The sequence below is a fragment of the Bacillus mycoides genome, assembly GCF_018742245.1.
Classification (GTDB): Bacteria; Bacillota; Bacilli; order Bacillales; family Bacillaceae_G; genus Bacillus_A; species Bacillus_A cereus_U.
The window spans coordinates 3,181,711-3,202,107 of sequence record NZ_CP036132.1 but is presented as its reverse complement, the minus strand read 5'-3'; the positions used below and the strand labels follow the sequence as shown (position 1 = coordinate 3,202,107).

Sequence of the window (20,397 nt, the reverse complement as noted above, 5' to 3'; positions counted from 1 at the left end):
AATCATAAAAAGATAGAATGGAGTTGGTGATTGTGCAAGCGACAGAGCAAACACAAAGTTTGAAAAAAACAGATGAAAAGTACCTTTGGCACGCAATGAGAGGAGCAGCCCCTAGTCCAACGAATTTAATTATTACAAAAGCAGAAGGGGCATGGGTGACGGATATTGATGGAAACCGTTATTTAGACGGTATGTCCGGTCTTTGGTGCGTGAATGTTGGGTATGGCCGAAAAGAGCTTGCAAGAGCGGCTTTTGAACAGCTTGAAGAAATGCCGTATTTCCCTCTGACACAAAGTCATGTTCCCGCTATTAAATTAGCAGAAAAATTGAATGAATGGCTTGGTGACGAATACGTCATTTTCTTTTCTAACAGTGGATCGGAAGCAAATGAAACAGCGTTTAAAATTGCTCGTCAATATCATCAACAAAAAGGTGATCATGGACGCTATAAGTTTATTTCACGCTATCGTGCTTACCACGGTAACACAATGGGGGCTCTTGCAGCAACAGGTCAAGCACAGCGAAAGTATAAATATGAACCACTCGGGCAAGGATTCTTGCATGTAGCACCGCCGGATACGTATCGAAATCCAGATGATGTTCATACACTGGCAAGTGCTGATGAAATCGATCGTGTCATGACATGGGAGTTAAGCCAAACAGTAGCCGGCGTGATTATGGAGCCAATTATTACCGGGGGCGGAATTTTAATGCCTCCTGATGGATATATGGAAAAAGTAAAAGAAATTTGCGAGAAGCACGGTGCGTTGCTCATTTGTGATGAAGTTATATGTGGATTTGGCCGGACGGGGAAGCCGTTTGGATTTATGAATTATGGCGTCAAACCAGATATCATTACAATGGCAAAAGGTATTACAAGTGCGTATCTTCCTTTGTCAGCAACAGCGGTTAGACGAGAGGTTTATGAGGCATTCGTAGGCAGTGATGATTATGATCGCTTTCGCCATGTAAATACGTTCGGAGGAAATCCTGCTGCTTGCGCTTTAGCTTTGAAGAATTTAGAAATTATGGAGAATGAGAAACTCATTGAACGTTCCAAAGAATTGGGTGAACGACTGTTATATGAACTAGAGGATGTAAAAGAGCATCCAAACGTAGGAGATGTTCGTGGAAAAGGCCTTCTTTTAGGGATTGAATTAGTGGAAGATAAGCAAACAAAAGAACCAGCTTCCATTGAAAAGATGAACAAAGTCATCAATGCTTGTAAAGAAAAAGGTCTAATTATTGGTAAAAATGGTGACACTGTTGCAGGTTACAATAATATTTTGCAGCTTGCGCCTCCATTAAGCATCACAGAGGAAGACTTTACTTTTATCGTCAAAACAATGAAAGAATGTTTATCCCGCATTAACGGGCAGTAAGACTCCCACCTCAAAATGCGGCTGGAGCAAAGAAGTTAGGTGGGAGATCAACTGCCCGTAAAAACCCGATTGGTGAGGGCTAATAATCAGTGGGGGATGAAACCCCCCCCACTGATTAAAGTTTCACTTTAGCTCAACTTTAATTAATTATTGAGAAATCTTGTTGAAAAGCGGAAGAGCCTATTGAGAGATATAACTTTAAATACTGAATGAATTACTCGAAAAGAATAATTCCGAAAGGGTTGAGTTTATGAAAGCTGATGTTGTATTGATAAATGGAGAAGTTATTACAGTAGACAAAAAGAATACAGTGGTCGAAGCTGTAGCAATAAAAGATAATCGCATCGTAGTTGTTGGCTCAAATCAGGAGGTTAAGAGTTTTATAGGAGAAAAAACGGATGTAATTGACCTGCAAGGAAAAACGCTTCTTCCTGGATTCATTGATTCCCATCTTCACATCATTTCTCATGGACTAAATCAGTTGGCTGTCAGTTGTAAAGCTGAACATATTGATTCTATCGAGGCTTTGTTAGATGGTCTGAAAAAGAAGGCATTAGAAACGCCAAAAGGTGAATGGATACGTGCTTGGGGCTTTAATGAAACCGCTGTGAAGGAAAAGCGTTATCCAACAATTACTGAGCTGGATGAAATTTCAGTTGAACACCCTATTATTGTAACCCGTACTTGCCACCACATAAGCGTGGTGAACAGCAAAGCATTAGAAATTGCGCAAATTAACGAGAACACACCGAACACGAGTGGGGGGGTTATTGAAAAGAATCAGGCAGGTAGGCTTACAGGAAAGTTAATTGAAGCAGCAAATATGAGGATGAGCGAGGTTGCAAGTTATACAGAAAGTGAAATGATGAAGGCTGTGAAAATTGCATCAGATCATTTCGTTGCAGCGGGCATAACAAGTATACATGACGCAGGTGGAGATGGAGCTGAGAGTTATCGTTTACTACAACAAGCTGTGAAGAGTAGGGATATTCGTGTCCGAATATATGCAATGATATGCCAAATAAATAACTCCCATGAATTTGTTAATAAAATGGTCGAAGCTGGTGTGGTAACTGGTACCGGAGATGAGAGATTCAAAGTCGGACCAGCTAAATTGTTTACAGATGGAAGTAGCACCGGGCCTACAATTGCAACCCGTAAGTCGTACTCGAGTGACCCTACCAATTATGGCATTCTTTATTATAGTGAGGAAGAAATTTACCGGGTTTTAGGTGAAGCGCATAAAAAAGGTTATCAAATCACTGTACATGCACAAGGCGATAAAGCTATTGAAATGTATTTAAATTGTGTAGAAAGGGCGCTAGAGGAATCACCAAGAAAAAATCACCGTCATCGAATCGAGCACGCGGGAATTTCTTCACCAGATTTACAAGAGAGAATGAAAAAACTTGAGATGATTCCTATTCCAAATCCTCCATTTCCATATGAATTCGGAGAGATATATGTAGAGCACTATGGTGATCGTGTGAATCACATGTACGCTGCTCGTGATTTTATTGATCGTGGCATCATTGCAGCAGGTGGATCGGATGCACCAGTTACTGACTATAATCCTTTATTAGGAATTCATGTTGCTGTCAATAGAAAAACCAAGTCTGGAATAGAGGTTGGTGCTAATCAATCTATAAGCGTAATGGAAGCTATTAAACTATACACATGGAATGGTGCTTATGCGAGTTTTGAAGAAGAGATAAAAGGAAGCATAGAGGCCGGAAAGTTGGCGGATTTAGTTATATTAAATGACAGCATTTTAAGTGTCAATCCAAACCAAATTAAAGATTTAAAAGTAGAAACAACAATTATTGATGGTGAAATTATCTATCAAAAAGAACAATCAGTGAAAATTTAGCAATAAAAAAACGCCCCTTCAATTGTGAGACTGATTTTAACAATTGAAGGGGCGTTTCAGTTGTTTAGTTGCGCTTTTTAAATCGTATTAATTTTCCGAGAGAATTGAAAGGACATTCGTGTACTAACAAATATTCAGATCATGAACACTAGAAAACAAATACAACCTATCATATAATTGAAAGACTATATTGTAAAATCAATGTTAATATTACCCTCCTATAAGTATTAACATGCGTAATTGAGGTGTTTTCTTTGTTGTTTTATGATCGAATTTCTATAATGGCCCCTCCTGTTCCGTAGCTAAGGAAAGTCTATTCATTTCTGAGATTTTCAAAGTTATAGGAGGGTATGAAAAATGAAAAAAGTCTCAGTACCATCACTGTGGTTAATGATTATTCTTGTGGCATTTCCGCAAATTAGTGAAACAATTTACACACCGTCTTTACCAGACATTTCAAAGGCGCTACATGTAAGTAATAATGAGGTGCAGTTAACGCTTAGTGTTTATTTTGCTGGATTTGCTTTAGGTGTATTTTTTATTGGATGGTTATCAGATATAATTGGTCGTCGCCGGGCGATGCTACTTGGAATTGTAGTATATGGCGCTGGAAGTTTCTTATGCTATATTGCAAGTTCCATTGAATTTTTATTGTTAAGTCGTTTTATTCAAGCGTTTGGAGCAAGTGCTGGCTCAGTTGTGACACAAACGATTCTTCGTGAAAGTGTAGAAGGGCATAAACGTCATGTTATGTTCGCTCAAATTTCGGCAGTCATTGCTTTTACACCAGCGATAGGTCCGCTAATTGGGGGCTTTCTGGATCAAATGTTTGGATTTAAAATAGTATTTTTAAGTTTAGTTGTTATGAGTGTGGGGATTTTTCTGTATACTTTTGTTTCTCTTCCGGAAACAAAAATGGACTCAGTAGCGAATAAAATAAATGTCTTTTCAGTGTTAAAAAGATTAATTACAAATCCGAAAGTAGTAACATACGGTCTATTAATTGGAGGAGCGAATGGTGTTTTATTTAGCTACTACGCAGAAGCGCCGTTTATCTTTATTGAATACTTTCAGTTATCACCTAGTATGTACGGATTTCTAGGAATTGTAGTTGCGTCTGCTTCTATTATTGGAGCGAAAGTTTCAAAACGGTTACTGCCTATTTATAAACCGGAGAAAATCATATATATAGGTTGTATTGTAATGACAGGGGGAGCAGTCATTTTATCTGTTATTACTTATGTTGGATCAAATCCCAACATAATATATATGATTGGATTTTTAGTAGCGATGTTTATATTGCTATTAGGAATTGGGATAGCGTTACCTAACTGTCTCAGTCTAGCATTAGTAGATTTTCAAAATGTCATTGGTACAGCAGGCGCATTATTTAGCTTAGGGTACTATATAATAGTCACGCTGACAATTTGGGGAATGAGCCAGCTGCATACAGGTTCCTTAGTAGTCATGCCCCTATATTTTTTAGTTATTGTAGTAATTATGGTGGTTTTCACTCGAGTATTTATTTTGAATGATAGAGCTGAAAATTCTGTTTAAATATATAAAAAAGAGAGTCTCATTGAAAAATGAGACTCTCTTTTTTATAAAAATTATCATTCGTGCTGATAATTTTCAGTACTACAGTTTTACAAATTTTATTTATTAAACAAGAGATTTTTTAGCAACTGTTTTTTATCATCTACAATAAATTGTGAATATAGTTGCCATGTGGGGGGATATAAGATTTTATCTAAAACCTGGTATTGGCCTGTGTTTGTTCTATGTTTGGTTTATGTTTGGTTTATGTTTGGTTTATGTTTGGTTTATGTTTGGTTTATGTTTGGTTTATGCTTGGTTTATATTTGGTTTATGTTTCGTTTTCGTTTGGTTTATGTTTGGTTTCATTAATTACAAAATCAGTTACAAAAGTTACAAAATCTATTTTTGTTATCAAAATAGTCTTATATTACGGAGGAGAGCATGAAAAATGCCTTTAGGAGGGGGCAAAAGATTTTGGTAAATAAAAATTGTGAATCATTAAAAATGCGGTATCAAACTTGGACATACTCATGTTATGAATCTATAAATGAAGAGGAATAGTATGAGTAAATCAATGGCATTTAAATGAAAACATTATTAATCAGAGATTTATGCTCATTTTAAGATGGCAGATATGATACAACATAAGATTTCGAGATTTGATAGGGATGATGAAATAGTGTAATGATTCTGATTACAACGTTATCAGTAATTGCTTAGTTTGTAAATATTAAAATTAGTAAAGAGAATATTGCATTAGAAAAATGAAGGCTTATAGCAATCAATTTTCAAGTTTTTAAGTTTATAACAGTTGAAAGAGCAGAAATGCCATCAACCTATTAAGTCATAGTCATATTAGAAGCCATCTAATAATAATTGATGGGAGAATGACATGATAAAAAGAATAACTTCGGTTTTTTTAATTTTAATGCTTTTTATGTTGACTATAGGTCAGAGTTTGGCGCCTATAATTGCGAGTGCAAAAGAGTTAAATACAATAGGACTTGTGGATAGTTTTAAGTTGGATAAATCAGATCTTCAGAGCGGAGAACTGACTAAAATAACTGTAAACTTCAGTGAAAAAAACGGAATTAAGCTGCAACCTGGAGACACACTAACATTAGCACTACCCCCAGAATTAAACGGCTTGAATACAACGTTTGATTTAGGTGATTATGGTACTTGTAAAGTAACTTCAGGTACGGTGGTATGTACATTTAATGATAAAGCAGATATACATCAAAATATTAGAGGGTATTTAAACTTTAGAGTACAAGCTACTAATGCAGGAACGGGTGAAAAGAAAGAGTTTGAAACAAATTTAGGTACAAATTTAGACAAGCAAACTGTAACGATTACCGGCCCAAGTGGTGGCGGTGGTACAGATCCTGGAAAGCAGCCGTTTTTTTATAAAACTGGTGATATGCTCTCAGGTAAGGACAATGAAGTACGTTGGTTCTTGAACATAAACTTAAATAAAGAAGAGTTAAGCCGTGATATTGTTGTGTCTGATAGTTTGCAAGAAGGTCAAATACTTAATAAAGATAGTTTCAGGATAAGTGTTGATAATTATCTAGGCCGACAAAGTTTATCACTACAAGACTTTGAATCTAAAGGTTATGGAAAGATTACATTTACTAGCGATACTGCATTTAAAGTTTTGCTTTATAGGGATAAAGCACGTCTTGCCGCTTTTTCGATTTCTTATACATCTACTATAACGGAAGCTGGAAAGAAGCAAGAATTCTTTAAGAATGATTATACGATTGGTTACCAAGTTATGTATAAAGATCCAGTTTCTGAATCAGGTAGTTATCAAGTCGAAAACATGGCAGCTGGCGGTGGTGCTGAAGGTGAGTTACCTTCAAAAGGGACGCTAAGAATTGTTAAGCATCTTGCAGGAAATGAAGAAAAAGTAATCCCGAATGTTTCGTTTAAGTTGTATAAAGAGTCAGGTGAGCAAGTTGGAAATGAACATAAAACAAATGAAAAAGGGATAATTGAAATCCTTAATTTACAGCCAGGTAAATATTATGTGCAAGAAGTTTCAGCGCCAGACTATGTTGATTTCGATCCTCAAGAAAAAATAAGTTTTGAAGTTAAATCCGGTTCTGTAAATGGAGTTAAGTTACCAATTCCAAATAAGGTGAAAACTACATTCATTGCAGGAACGAAAACTTGGAATGACAACAACGCATCAGATCGACCAACAACAATCAAAGTAGACTTACTACAAAATGATCAGGTCATCAAAACAGAAGAAGTAAGTGAAGCAACAGGGTGGAAATATACCTTTAAAGATTTAGCGGCATATGATGCGAATGGAGTAGCGTATAAGTATGAAGTGAAAGAACAACCGGTAGATGGATATAAATCTGAAGTAAAAGGTTATGACATCACGAATACAAAAGTAGCGCAAACAAAAGTAGAAGGAACAAAGATGTGGAAAGATGGCGATGCGACGGATCGTCCGTCAATGATCAAAGTAGACTTATTACAAGATGGTCAGATCATCACAACGCAAGAAGTAAGTGAAGCAACAGGTTGGAAATATACATTCAAAGATTTAGCGGCATATGATGCGAATGGAGTAGCGTATAAGTATGAAGTGAAAGAACAACCGGTAGATGGATATAAATCTGAAGTAAAAGGTTATGACATCACGAATACAAAAGTAGCGCAAACAAAAGTAGAAGGAACAAAGATGTGGAAAGATGGCGATGCGACGGATCGTCCGTCAATGATCAAAGTAGACTTATTACAAGATGGTCAGATCATCACAACGCAAGAAGTAAGTGAAGCAACAGGTTGGAAATATACATTCAAAGATTTAGCGGCATATGATGCGAATGGAGTAGCGTATAAGTATGAAGTGAAAGAACAACCGGTAGATGGATATAAATCTGAAGTAAAAGGTTATGACATCACGAATACAAAAGTAGCGCAAACAAAAGTAGAAGGAACAAAGATGTGGAAAGATGGCGATGCGACGGATCGTCCGTCAATGATCAAAGTAGACTTATTACAAGATGGTCAGATCATCACAACGCAAGAAGTAAGTGAAGCAACAGGTTGGAAATATACATTCAAAGATTTAGCGGCATATGATGCGAATGGAGTAGCGTATAAGTATGAAGTGAAAGAACAACCGGTAGATGGATATAAATCTGAAGTAAAAGGTTATGACATCACGAATACGAAAGATGCGAAAACAACAGTAGCAGGAACGAAAACTTGGAATGACAACAATGCATCAGATCGACCAACAACAATCAAAGTAGATTTATTACAAAATGATAACGTAATTCAAACACAAGATGTAACAGCGGAAACAAATTGGAATTATACATTTGCAGACTTGGCACGATATGATGCGAATGGTGTTCCTTATACTTACACAGTAAAAGAGCATCCAGTAGCGGGCTATAAATCGGAAGTAAATGGCTACAACATTACAAATACAAAAGTAGCAAAATTGACAGTAGAAGGAATGAAGACATGGAAAGACGGAAATGCAACAGACCGTCCAGCAATGATCAAAGTAAACTTACTACAAAACGGTAAGGTATTCAAAACACAAGACGTACTAGCAGTAATGGGTTGGAAATATATATTTGCAGATTTGGAAGCATACGATGCGAATGGAGTAGCTTATCAATATGAAGTGAAAGAACAATCGATTGCGGGATATAAATCTAGCGTAAGCGGTTATGACATCACGAATACAAAAGTAGGCGAAACGAAAGTAGAAGGAACGAAGACGTGGAAAGATAACAACGCAACAAATCGACCAAGCGTAGTAAAAGTAGATTTACTACAAAATGGTAAAGTAGTAGACACAAAAGAAGTAACAGCGGGAACAAACTGGAAGTATGCATTTGAAAAACTCCAAGCATACGATACAAACGGAGTAGCTTACATTTATACGGTGAAAGAACAGCTAGTAGACGGATACAAATCCGAAGTAAAAGGTTATGACATCACGAATACAAAAGTAGGCGAAACGAAAGTAGAAGGAACGAAGACGTGGAAAGATAACAACGCAACAAATCGACCAAGCGTAGTAAAAGTAGATTTACTACAAAATGGTAAAGTAGTAGACACAAAAGAAGTAACAGCGGGAACAAACTGGAAGTATGCATTTGAAAAACTCCAAGCATACGATACAAACGGAGTAGCTTACATTTATACGGTGAAAGAACAGCTAGTAGACGGATACAAATCCGAAGTAAAAGGTTATGACATCACGAATACAAAAGTAGGCGAAACGAAAGTAGAAGGAACGAAAACTTGGAAAGATAACAACGCAACAAATCGACCAAGCGTAGTAAAAGTAGAATTACTACAAAATGGTAAAGTAGTAGACACAAAAGAAGTAACAGCAGAAACAAACTGGAAGTATACATTTGAAAAACTGCAAGCATACGATACAAACGGAGTAGCTTACATCTATACAGTGAAAGAACAACCAGTAGACGGATACAAATCCGAAGTAAAAGGTTATGACATCACAAATACAAAAGTAGGTCAAACAAAAGTAGAAGGAACAAAGACGTGGAAAGATGATAACGCACCAAATCGTCCGTCAATGATTAAAGTAGACTTACTACAAAATGGCCAAGTGATTGCGACACAAGAAGTAAGTGAAGCGAGCGACTGGAAGTATGCATTTAAAGACTTAGCGGCATACGATGCGGAAGGAAAAGCGTACAAGTATGAAGTGAAAGAACAAGCAGTAGACGGATACAAATCCGAAGTAAAAGGTTATGACATCACAAATACAAAAGTAGGTCAAACAAAAGTAGAAGGAACAAAAACGTGGGAAGATGATAACGCAACAGATCGTCCGAAAACAATCAAAGTAGACTTACTACAAAACGGTCAGGTCATCACAAAGCAAGAAGTAAGTGAAGCAACAGGTTGGAAATATGAATTCAAAGATTTAGCGGCATACGATGTAGAAGGTAAGGCATACAAGTATGAAGTGAAAGAACAACCGGTAGATGGATATAAATCCGAAGTAAAAGGTTATGACATTACAAATACAAAAGTAGGCGAAACGAAAGTAGAAGGAACGAAGACGTGGAAAGATAACAAAGCAATGGATCGTCCGAAAACAATCAAAGTAGACTTACTACAAAATGGCCAAGTGATTGCGACACAAGAAGTAAGTGAAGCGAATAACTGGAAGTATGCGTTTAAAGACTTAGCCGCATATGATGCCGAAGGAAAAGCATACAAGTATGAAGTGAAAGAACAATTGGTAGACGGATACAAATCAGAAGTAAAAGGTTATGACATCACGAATACAAAAGTAGGTCAAACAAAAGTAGAAGGAACAAAAACGTGGAAAGATGATAACGCAACAGATCGTCCGAAAACAATCAAAGTAGACTTACTACAAAATGGCCAAGTGATTACGACACAAGAAGTAAGTGCAGCAAGCGATTGGAAGTATGCATTTAAAGACTTAGCGGCATACGATGCGGAAGGAAAAGCGTACAAGTATGAAGTGAACGAACAAGCAGTAGACGGATACAAATCCGAAGTAAAAGGTTATGACATTACAAATACAAAAGTAGGCGAAACGAAAGTAGAAGGAACGAAGACGTGGAAAGATAACAAAGCAACGGATCGTCCGAAAACAATCAAAGTAGACTTACTACAAAATGGCCAAGTGATTGCGACACAAGAAGTAAGTGCAGCAAGCGATTGGAAGTATGCATTTAAAGATTTAGCGGCATACGATGCCGAAGGAAAAGCATACAAGTATGAAGTGAAAGAACAGCCAGTAGACGGATACAAATTAGAAGTAAAAGGTTATGACATCACGAATACAAAAGTAGGTCAAACAGAAGTAGAAGGAACAAAGACGTGGAAAGATGATAACGCAACAGATCGTCCGAAAACAATCAAAGTAGATTTATTACAAAATGGTCAAGTGATTGCGACACAAGAAGTAAGTGAAGCAAATAACTGGAAGTATGCATTTAAAGATTTAGCGGCATACGATGTAGAAGGTAAGGCCTACAAGTATGAAGTGGAAGAACAACCAGTAGATGGATATAAATCCGAGGTGAAAGGTTACGACATTACGAATATAAAAATAAAAGATGGAACAGTTGTTGATCCTATAGAAAATGCACCTCCAAAGGTTGATACAGAAGTTCCACCAACAAAAGAAAATACAGCTTCAAAGATTAATACAGAGGTTGCGCCTACTAAAGAAAATAATAAGACGTCAGCATGGCTTCCTAAAACAGGCGGAACATCAATGGAGATGATTTCTATTATTGCAGGTATGGTGATGTTGATTTTAGGTGGAGTCCTATTCGCCCGTCAACGGATGAGATAATAAAAAACTTTAGCTGGTATAAGGAATTTATCAAGTTTGAAAATGCTCATACTATCAGCTAAGTAATATGTTGTTAGCGGTAAGCGACGTAGTAAAGGTAATAGGGAAATATAGATTATTTTTTGTTTGTACAATGATTATAAACTAGGTTTATCAGTATGATTTAGAATTAAATAGTTTATATAAAAGTAAGAAGATAATAGATTTACTTATAGCGTGCCGTTAATTCAGAAAGAAATACAATTGATTTTTATTTAGGTGAAACAAGAAAGCTTTGCGGCCCTTTTTATAGTTTAAACCTTTGTATTATTACTCTATACAAGTATGCGGTTGATCCTAGGGTATTTCAGAACGAATCCATCATTGTAATAGGGAATTGTTTATTGTTTCTAGTTGGAAAATTTATATTGGGAGTCTTAAAGATATAGTAAATATAAAGGAGATGGGTTAAATAATGAAATACACACTTAAAGATCTTATAAATATAAACGAGTTTAAGAATATAACAGAGCAATTTTATAATTTAACTAAAGTTCCATTCTGTCTCCTTGATAATAATCAAAATGTTATATTTTCCAAAGGTGACCCTTTTTTTCATAATCCAAAAATCCAATCGTCCCAAGAAATGCATATTCCGATCATTATTGAGCAGGAGCATATAGCAACCTTTGTTATAGGAACAAGTAGTAATAAAGAGGTTATTGCGGATTCTCATATAACACATTTTAAATGCATTGCAAATCTAATTGAAGAGATGGCAACACAACAATTACACCTTAAAAAAATTCATGAAAAAGATTCACAAATGAATGCGATAACAAATCATGAGGAAAATTGTTTAGGTAGTATATTACAAAATATGCCGATTATGATTAATGCTATTGATGAAAAAGGAAATATTATTATGTGGAATCGGGAATGTGAATTAGTAACTGGATATAATGCAGATGAAATAATTAACAATCCAAAAGCGATGAAATTGCTACATCCTCATAGACCTAATCGTCACGATTTTAGAGATTGGGAGATGGATATCACATGTAAAAATGGTGAGATAAAAACTATTATGTGGTCCAATATATTACATAGTATTCCAACTTTAGGATGGAGTTTCGGAGCAATTGGAATTGATATTACTAAGCGTAAGAGGATGGAAGAGAAACTTAAACAAACCTCGACTGAACTAGAATTAATTTTTAAAGCAATTCCTGATTTGTATTTTTTGTCAGAACTTGATGGGACCATTAAGGATTGTAAAGTTAATTCTGTATCCAAATTTTATGTTCCAATTGAAGAATTTATAGGGAAGAAATTCCAAGAGATATTACCGGTTCCTATCATAAAGCAATTTGAGAAGGCTATTAATCAAATAAAAACTTCATCCGCTCCTGTATTAATAGATTATTCTCTACAACTAGATGATGAAATTTATTATTTTGAAGCAAGACTTTTACCGCTTTTTGAGGATGAAATTATGATTATTGTACGTGATATTACAGAGCGTACAATAACGACGGAATTATTAAAGAAATCAGATACCCTTAATGCAGTAGGGCAATTGGCAGCTGGGGTCGCTCATAAAGTTCGTAACCCATTAACAGTAATTAAAGGCTTCATGCAATTATTGCAGCAGGAAGTAGGAAAGGATAAAGAATATTTAAGCCTAATACTTTCTGAAATCAGTAGTATTGAAAAAATTATTCAAGAATTTTTATCTATTGCAAAACCGAATGCTACAGTATTTGAACCGAAAAACCTTTGTACTATATTAGATAATGTAGTCGACTTAATAAGTACACAAGCAATTATGAAGAATATTCGTATTGCATTGAACATGGATGTTGAAAACTTATTGATTGAGTGTTGCGAAATTCAATTAAAACAAGTTTTCTATAGTATTTTACAAAATTCTATTGAGGCTATAAAAAATGGTCAAGAAATCATCATTAATGTGAAAAAACATAATAGTACCGAGGTTAAGATTTGTATTTTAGATAAAGGAGTAGGTATTCCTTCAGAAAGAATTAAAAGACTAGGTGAACCTTTTTATAGTACAAAAGAAAAAGGGACGGGTGTTGGGCTCATGATGAGTTATCGAATTATTGAAAGTCATGGTGGGAAAATAAGTATAAAAAGCCAAGTTGGGAAAGGAACTACTGTTACTCTGTTTTTCCCAATTTATAACGGTGACTCAGTTGGTGATGTTAGTCCAAATAGCATGTAATCATAACTAGCAAATAAATCTCTGAAAATGAAAAATCAGACGATTATCTTGTAGAAATATAGGTGGTCTGAAGTGATTTGATCAGGCAAAGAAAACTGGATTTAATAGAGATAATGTAACTTGAATTTGAAGTACAACTCCTAGTTTCAGTAGACGTTATATTTTATGCATAGAAGTAAGAGGCTCCTTTCAAAAGTCACTTAAAAGGTTAGATTCATAATGTAACGGGAGATGAAAAATTAATTTAGAGAAAAGAAGGTTGCTCTAAATACCATTTAGGTTAAGTCACATGTATATCTTTAAAGTGAAAAGTTTCTTTTTCTCAGCTATAGAAAAAGAAACTTTTTTACTTGAGTGATAATTTTTTATGATGGCTGTGAAAGAGTTTTGTTATATTTTTGAAAGAAAAATGTAATGTATATAAACTAATATGAACTTAAGAATATTGATTTTATATCATTCGCCATTGATGAAGGAACAGAGGAGATTTAATGTATGAAAACAAGAATTGCAATTATAGAAGATGAAGATAATATACGGGAGATATGTAAACGGTACTTAGAAAGGGAAGGGTATGAGGTATACACTGCTGTGAATGGAGCAGAAGGATGGAATATATTTCAACAATTTCAACCAGATCTAATTATTTTAGATTTGATGATGCCAGAAAAAGATGGTTGGGAACTATGTGAGGAAATTCGCCAACATTCCAATGTACCTATTATTATGTTAACCGCGAGAGGAGAAGAAAGGGAGCGGATTTTAGGATTAACAATGGGGGCAGATGATTATGTAACAAAACCCTTTTCGCCTCGTGAATTAGTATTAAGGGTACAAATTATACTAAGAAGAGGAAATCAAGTAACACCTCAAGGAATAGAGCCTGAATCAGGAATGATAGAGTTTCTAGATTTGAACATTGATCCAACGAAAAGACGTGTATTTGTTTGTCAATATGAAATAGAGCTAACGGTGAAAGAGTTTGAGGTGCTTTATCTCATGGCAAAACATCCTAAACAGGTGTTTTCACGGTCTCAACTTCTTGAACAAATTTGGGGATTTGAGTATGAAGGTTGCACAAATGCAGTAACTGTATTAATGAGTCGTTTACGTGAGAAATTGGAGAAACATACAACAAAGAATCGTTGGGTTCATACGGTTTGGGGCATCGGTTATTGTTTTGAACCAGATGGAGGAAACGATAAATGAAGTTACGATATCAACTGTTATTGATGAATCTATTAAGCACGGGTATCATGGTGATTTCTATATGGTACAGTGAAAGGCAAATGCTACTTAGACCAGAACAGACACGATTATTAATAGTAATAGTAATTGTAGCAATGATTATTTCTACGATTATTTACTGGTTAATGACACGTCCTATAATGAGGTCTATTCAAAATTTAATTGCCTTAACCAAACAATTTAGTGATAGACAATTTGGAACGATGTACATAATAGGAAAAGAACCGGAAGAATTTAAAGAATTAGCAGAAGCTTTTCAAGAAATGGCCAAAAAACTAGACGAAAGCTTTGCTAAGTTAGAAAAAGGAGAAAAAGCACGTACAGAGCTGATTGCGAATATTTCCCACGACTTACGAACTCCTATGGCTAGCATACAATTGATGGTAGAAGCGTTACAAGATGGATTAATAGAAGACCCTGATATGAAACAACAATATTTAAAGACAATCCTAAATGATATACAACGATTAAGTGGATTAATTAATGATTTATTTGACCTTTCTAAGTTAGAACTTGGACAAGAAGTTTTTCATCCAAGTTTAATACATGTAGATAGCATTCTATTAAAAGTAATAGATTCACATGATATCTTATTGCAAGATAAAGAGATTGATTTGCAATTGCATGTTTCTGAGACATTACCACGAATTTGGATTATGCCATGTAAAATAGCACGAGTTATCAATAATTTGTTGCATAACGCGATTCGGCACTCTCCTACATGTGGAACAATCGAATTAATTGTAGAGGAAAATAAACAGAAGCAGCAAGTTCAATTCACTTTGTGTGATGAAGGGGAAGGGATTTCTCCAGATGATCAATTGCGTATATTTGACCGTTTTTTTAGAACGGATCCATCAAGAAGTTCACAATCTGGAGGCTCTGGGCTTGGTTTAGCTATTGCAAAATCGCTAGTTGAACTGCATAAAGGACAAATTGGTGTTCGGGACCGCCAAGATGGGAAACAGGGATGTGAATTTTGGTTTACTCTTCCTGTTACATCAGAAAAAAATGAGTCGGTTGAAAGACTTTTGTAACATTTACGAAAGGAAATTGAAAGATATATATAATAAGATTACTGTATCTAAGGTGATTATATTTTAATCTGAAGTGAATAGTATAAGTATAATTTCATCTTTTGTAATCTTGTAGATATGATGAAAGAGAGGAAGAAATAAAATGGGTCAAATGAAAAAAATAACTCCGCAGCTTTAGCGTGTGCTTGTTCTAGTAAGTCCAGTTTTTTCTTTAAAAGTAGAAGTAAGTACAGTATCTTACTCTTCTAGTTCAATCACTTCTGTTGAAAAAGAAAACCTGTCATTAAATATTAAAAATGGACAGGTGCCAGAAGAAAGGTTCAATTTCAACAGGTGTAATTAAAACAGATGATTAAAAACTAGTTCGTTCAGATGTACTAGAAAAATAAAGAGGTATGGAAAAAGGAACATTATTTTCTAAACTGCCTTTATGGAATAAAAATAAAGGAATCACATACATAAAAAATATATTAAACAGAGGTAATTACACGATGATTTTAAAGTTATTATTTATACTTTTTGGCGTAGTCTTAGTATTATGGGGTATATATAGAATGAAAACAGATGAAGCATTTATAGGGAAAACACAAACAAGAAAAAATATTTTTAATTTCTTTATTTTAGGAGAAACAGCGGGGCTGGGACAATTCTTAAGCGGAATTGCATGTGTAATTATAGGGATTTTATCTTTTATAATTAAATAGTTTATAAATAAAAGGAACACAACTTTAAAAAAGTTGTGTTCCTTTTATTTTTGTCACCTATCAGATTTACAATTTATTAAATAGCAAAGTAAAACTGCCTTTTTGTTTGGTTAGGAAATAATTTATAAAATTTGTTTCTGCAATTTTCTCATCTTTCTATGTGTTAAGAAATTCTGCAACGGAACCCGTTATATCAATAAAGTAAAAAAAGATTTGTGAAAGACTTTTGTAACATTTGCGAAAGGGAAATGAAAGACTTGTGAGATATTATGAAATCAATCTTACTAGTAGATGTTCAAACATGTATAGGAAATATGGAGGAAAACTAAGATGAAAAAATTAAAGCCAATACTTGGTGCAGTAAGTAGTTTAACTATGGCATTGACGATAACATCCCCTGCTTTAGCTGAAACAAAGCCTGAACAAGGCGGAAAAGTGGAAACCTTTCAAGAAGATACCAATCTAAAGGAAGGACAAAATATTATCTATGGTGATTCTGGAAAAAAGGGAATCATGATTATGGAAGAACCTCAGGAAAATAATGATTGGGACGATGATGGTATTCCTAATGACGTGGAAGAAAAAGGATTTAAAATTGTATTTAATGAAAAGACAGGAAAAAATGAAGCTCAGTTATATGATCTAGTGAAAGACTTTGGAAAAAAGAGATTTATAACAAATCCGAAGAGTGCAAACTCAGATGGAGACCCTTTTACAGATAGCTATGAAGTGGAGCATTATGATAGTGATTCTGATACGGATTTTAACCCCATGATCGCGAATGTGCCAAATCTACAAATTGCTGTAAAACGTATCGATATTACTCCGGTTGCTAGTATTACAGATTCAAATGGTGAATCACGTACTAAGAGCTGGGAAAAAAGTCTATCTGTACAACATTCTTTTAATGTTGGTTTAGCGGTTGAAGGCGGCGCTGAGGGATCGGCAGTGGGTCCTGTACCTTCAGGAAAAGGATCGTTAAATGTAGGATATGGTTACTCTAATACAAAAACGGAAACAGAAAGCATCTCTAATAGTTTTGATTGGTCAACAGCAACAACTGTTGATTCAGCTAAAGCAGCAAATGTGCGCTTCCATCTAGAATATAAAAACACGGGTACAGCGTCTGCTGGGGATGTTTCACCTCACTTTAACATTCGCTTAGGTAATAAAATTATTAATACTGTTAAGGCGACACAAGATCGTTATAAAGCCAACTTGTTAACTACAGCAAAAGGCGGAAACAATAAAACTGAAATTCTAATGGATAGTATAGAAGGTCAAGCCGATGTAAAAATTTCTCTAACACTAGATGAATTAAAAGCGGTAGAACAAGGGGCACCCCTTTCTATTGAGGTCTTGCCTACCAGTACAATGAATGTATATACAATGAAAGATGGAAAGTTTGAAAATTTAGGTGATTGGTCGCATTTTGCATCAAATGTAAATGCTTCTACTACATTAGTAGAAACAAATTTGGGTTCTATACCAAAATTTAGAGTGTATACACCAAGAACGAACAAAACAAAACCTGCTAGCGTTGATTATAATCTTTCACTGGACGAATTTTTTGAAAATAGCGGGATAGGCAAGGGGGCTTGGGTAGCGAAGCATATTGTAAATGGTCAGCCAAAAGAAAATCTAGTTCGCTATGGTCCAAATCGTTCTCTTTTAGAACGAGGTGTGAGCCTTGGTTTCTTTGATTACCGTGCACTACAACCAACTCTATCATATAGCAGTTACGATTATAGCAAGAAAAAGATTTATGCTTCGGTTATACCAGGTATATTTAATTTAAATAAAGAAATCTTTGTTACGGTTCGTAATAAAAAAGGTGAGAGCCAAAAGGTAACATTAGTTCGAAATCAGAATTCAAATGTATATGAATCTAAAGAAAATGAACCTGTAGACATAGCAGTAAACCGTGCATCTCTTGGAGAATCTCACGCTAAATTTGAATTAATTGATGTAAAAGACAATAAAACTGAAGTTTTCACGCCTCTTGTTTCAAATAAAAGCTATCTAGACGCTATCGATAAAATAGTAGTAGATAATTCTGGAGAACCTATAGTAGAAGGAAAACAGTATTATTTGAAGTCAGCTACTAACTTCGCTAACGGTGTAAACGAATCTTGGAGCGCCGGTACTTTAAGCCAATCAATTAATGGGAGATATGTACACTTTTCACTTAAGGGGAATAATTGGGATGGATTGAGACTCGGTCCTATCCAACAAGCAATACATGGACCAGACGTTCAAGCAACACCAGTAATACTTGAAAGAAAAGGTAAATCTAGACCGGAAGAACCATTCAAAAAAGATGAAGAAGTGTTTATGAAGTTTACGAATAGTAGTCATAGTAATTATCAGTATTTAAACATTGGAAATGGTTATGACTATAGTTGGTTAGATACTGATCACAATAAATCTGCTATTAAATTAGACAAGCTTACTAATCAGAAGAACTTCTATATAAAATCTGATTCTAATTATATAACATCAAGAGAAAATCAGTGGACTAGTTCTGTTGCAGATAATGGTATTGCCCCGCTTGTAGGTGCTGGTGAGCGTGTTTTAAAATCTGAGCATACAACTTCACCAGGTAATTATCACCAATGGGAATTAGAAAGTATTAAGTAAAGAATGATGCGGTATATGTCCCCTGTCTATACGAGTGGGTATATATAAGACTATAAAGATATTAAATCTTTCTGTTGGAGATGTCAATCTTCTCGTTTCGGGTTATTTGAATTTATTTGCCTGATGGATATGTAGCGAAACCTAGGACGGTAATACCTAAAATAATATAAGTATTATTATAATTTAAGATGAATGCATAAAAAGAGGTTGTCCCAAAAGTAGCTGAATAGCTACTTTTGGGCAACCTCTTTTATATTTTATGAAAATAATTATAGGTATGAACATGTAATATGGTCAAAGCTTGAAGAGCGTGCTACGGAGCTTGTTAGTAATTCGTCTTGCTTGAATGGCACGATTGTAACACAAGCAAATAATTTCTATGAGGAAAAAGTGTTAAGAGAAGGTGGTTTTATTCCAACGCGTATATGGTGGAGGATGGAGATTGAATTGAACTCAAATATACCAACACTACTATGGCCAAATGGTGTTACAGTGCGACATTACATACCTGGTGTGGATGATGAGAGATTACATCAAGCTTTTAATGAAGCCTTTGCAGACCACTGGAACTCAAAACCTTCTACGTTAGAAGAGTTTTTGCAACGTACTGAAAGAGCTGGGTTTCATCCTACGTTATGGTCACTAGCAATGGTTGAGGATGAAGTAGTGGGCTTTATTTTTAGTAAAAAGGGTACTGATAATAAAGCTGAAATTACTCATTTAGGTGTAAGGCGTTCTAAGCGGAAACAAGGGTTAGGATTAGCTCTGTTACAGTATGCATTTGGTCAATTGTACGAAGAGGGGATTTCAAAAGTGCATCTGAATGTAGATTCTGAGAATATTACAGGAGCACCTCGCGTATATGAAGCAGCTGGAATGGAAGTACAGAGTAAATTTGTTCGTTTTGATAAGGAAGTTTTGTTGGAAAATAAAGAAGAAGTCCAGTGATGAATTGCTGGGCTTCTTTGCTTTTTTATTACTAAGAATCACTTTTCAGAAATGAGAATTGAGTGATTAAGTGTGGACGGATGCATCTGGTATGCAAAGGTAGGTAATTTTACTAATATATTAAATCCTTCAGTGGGTGTGTACGCAGAACGAATAGAAAAGGTGAAAGTAAGATTTTAGATGATGATAGAAATAGAAATGAAATTCATTTAAATGGTGGAAAAGTGTATTATAAACAATACATATTAATGTGTATGTGATAAATAACCGAGGTGGATATTTTCTCCTCAGTTATTTATATTGTAATAATATTCATACTAGAATCATATTGAATAGATGTATTTTATTGTTAATTTAGTTAAAAATTAATCAGATTTATGTATAATGATTTATCGAAAAAATAATTGAACTTTTCAGATAAATGAATTAATATGAAGTAAGCAATTTTAA

At 35.0% G+C, this 20,397-nt stretch carries 9 protein-coding genes and 1 pseudogene; all 10 read left to right on the top strand.

Annotated elements, in window-relative coordinates; genetic code table 11:
• The first annotated feature begins 17 nt into the window (after positions 1-17).
• Positions 18-1,382: an aspartate aminotransferase family protein gene (locus EXW56_RS16385; RefSeq protein ID WP_176555899.1), complete on the top strand. Its 1,365-nt coding sequence runs from the start codon at positions 18-20 to the stop codon at positions 1,380-1,382.
• Positions 1,383-1,632: 250 nt separating this feature from the next.
• On the top strand, positions 1,633-3,252 hold the full coding sequence (locus tag EXW56_RS16380) for an amidohydrolase (RefSeq protein WP_215557266.1): 1,620 nt from the start codon (positions 1,633-1,635) through the stop codon (positions 3,250-3,252).
• Between the two features lie 357 nt (positions 3,253-3,609).
• Positions 3,610-4,809, top strand: a complete 1,200-nt coding sequence (locus tag EXW56_RS16375; RefSeq protein ID WP_002199783.1) for a multidrug effflux MFS transporter — start codon at positions 3,610-3,612, stop codon at positions 4,807-4,809.
• A gap of 874 nt (positions 4,810-5,683) precedes the next feature.
• Positions 5,684-11,146 (top strand): Cna B-type domain-containing protein, encoded by a 5,463-nt coding sequence (locus EXW56_RS16370; protein ID WP_215596776.1) that lies wholly within the window; start codon positions 5,684-5,686, stop codon positions 11,144-11,146.
• A 454-nt stretch (positions 11,147-11,600) separates the two neighbouring features.
• Positions 11,601-13,370 carry an ATP-binding protein gene (locus tag EXW56_RS16365; protein ID WP_002199784.1) on the top strand — a complete coding sequence of 590 codons (1,770 nt, stop codon included), beginning with the start codon at positions 11,601-11,603 and terminating at the stop codon, positions 13,368-13,370.
• A 495-nt stretch (positions 13,371-13,865) separates the two neighbouring features.
• Positions 13,866-14,579: a response regulator transcription factor gene (locus EXW56_RS16360; protein ID WP_002199785.1), complete on the top strand. Its 714-nt coding sequence runs from the start codon at positions 13,866-13,868 to the stop codon at positions 14,577-14,579.
• Entirely contained in the window at positions 14,576-15,655 is a 1,080-nt protein-coding gene (locus EXW56_RS16355; protein ID WP_088059485.1) for a sensor histidine kinase, read from the top strand. The genes EXW56_RS16360 and EXW56_RS16355 overlap by 4 nt, the downstream gene beginning before the upstream one ends.
• Before the next feature lie 491 nt (positions 15,656-16,146).
• Positions 16,147-16,359 (top strand): hypothetical protein, encoded by a 213-nt coding sequence (locus EXW56_RS16350; protein ID WP_002110998.1) that lies wholly within the window; start codon positions 16,147-16,149, stop codon positions 16,357-16,359.
• A gap of 330 nt (positions 16,360-16,689) precedes the next feature.
• Positions 16,690-18,999 (top strand): binary toxin-like calcium binding domain-containing protein, encoded by a 2,310-nt coding sequence (locus EXW56_RS16345; RefSeq protein WP_215596775.1) that lies wholly within the window; start codon positions 16,690-16,692, stop codon positions 18,997-18,999.
• Positions 19,000-19,278: 279 nt separating this feature from the next.
• A pseudogene (locus EXW56_RS16340) lies at positions 19,279-19,947 on the top strand (N-acetyltransferase family protein); the annotation flags it as partial.
• Positions 19,948-20,397: the final 450 nt, after the last annotated feature.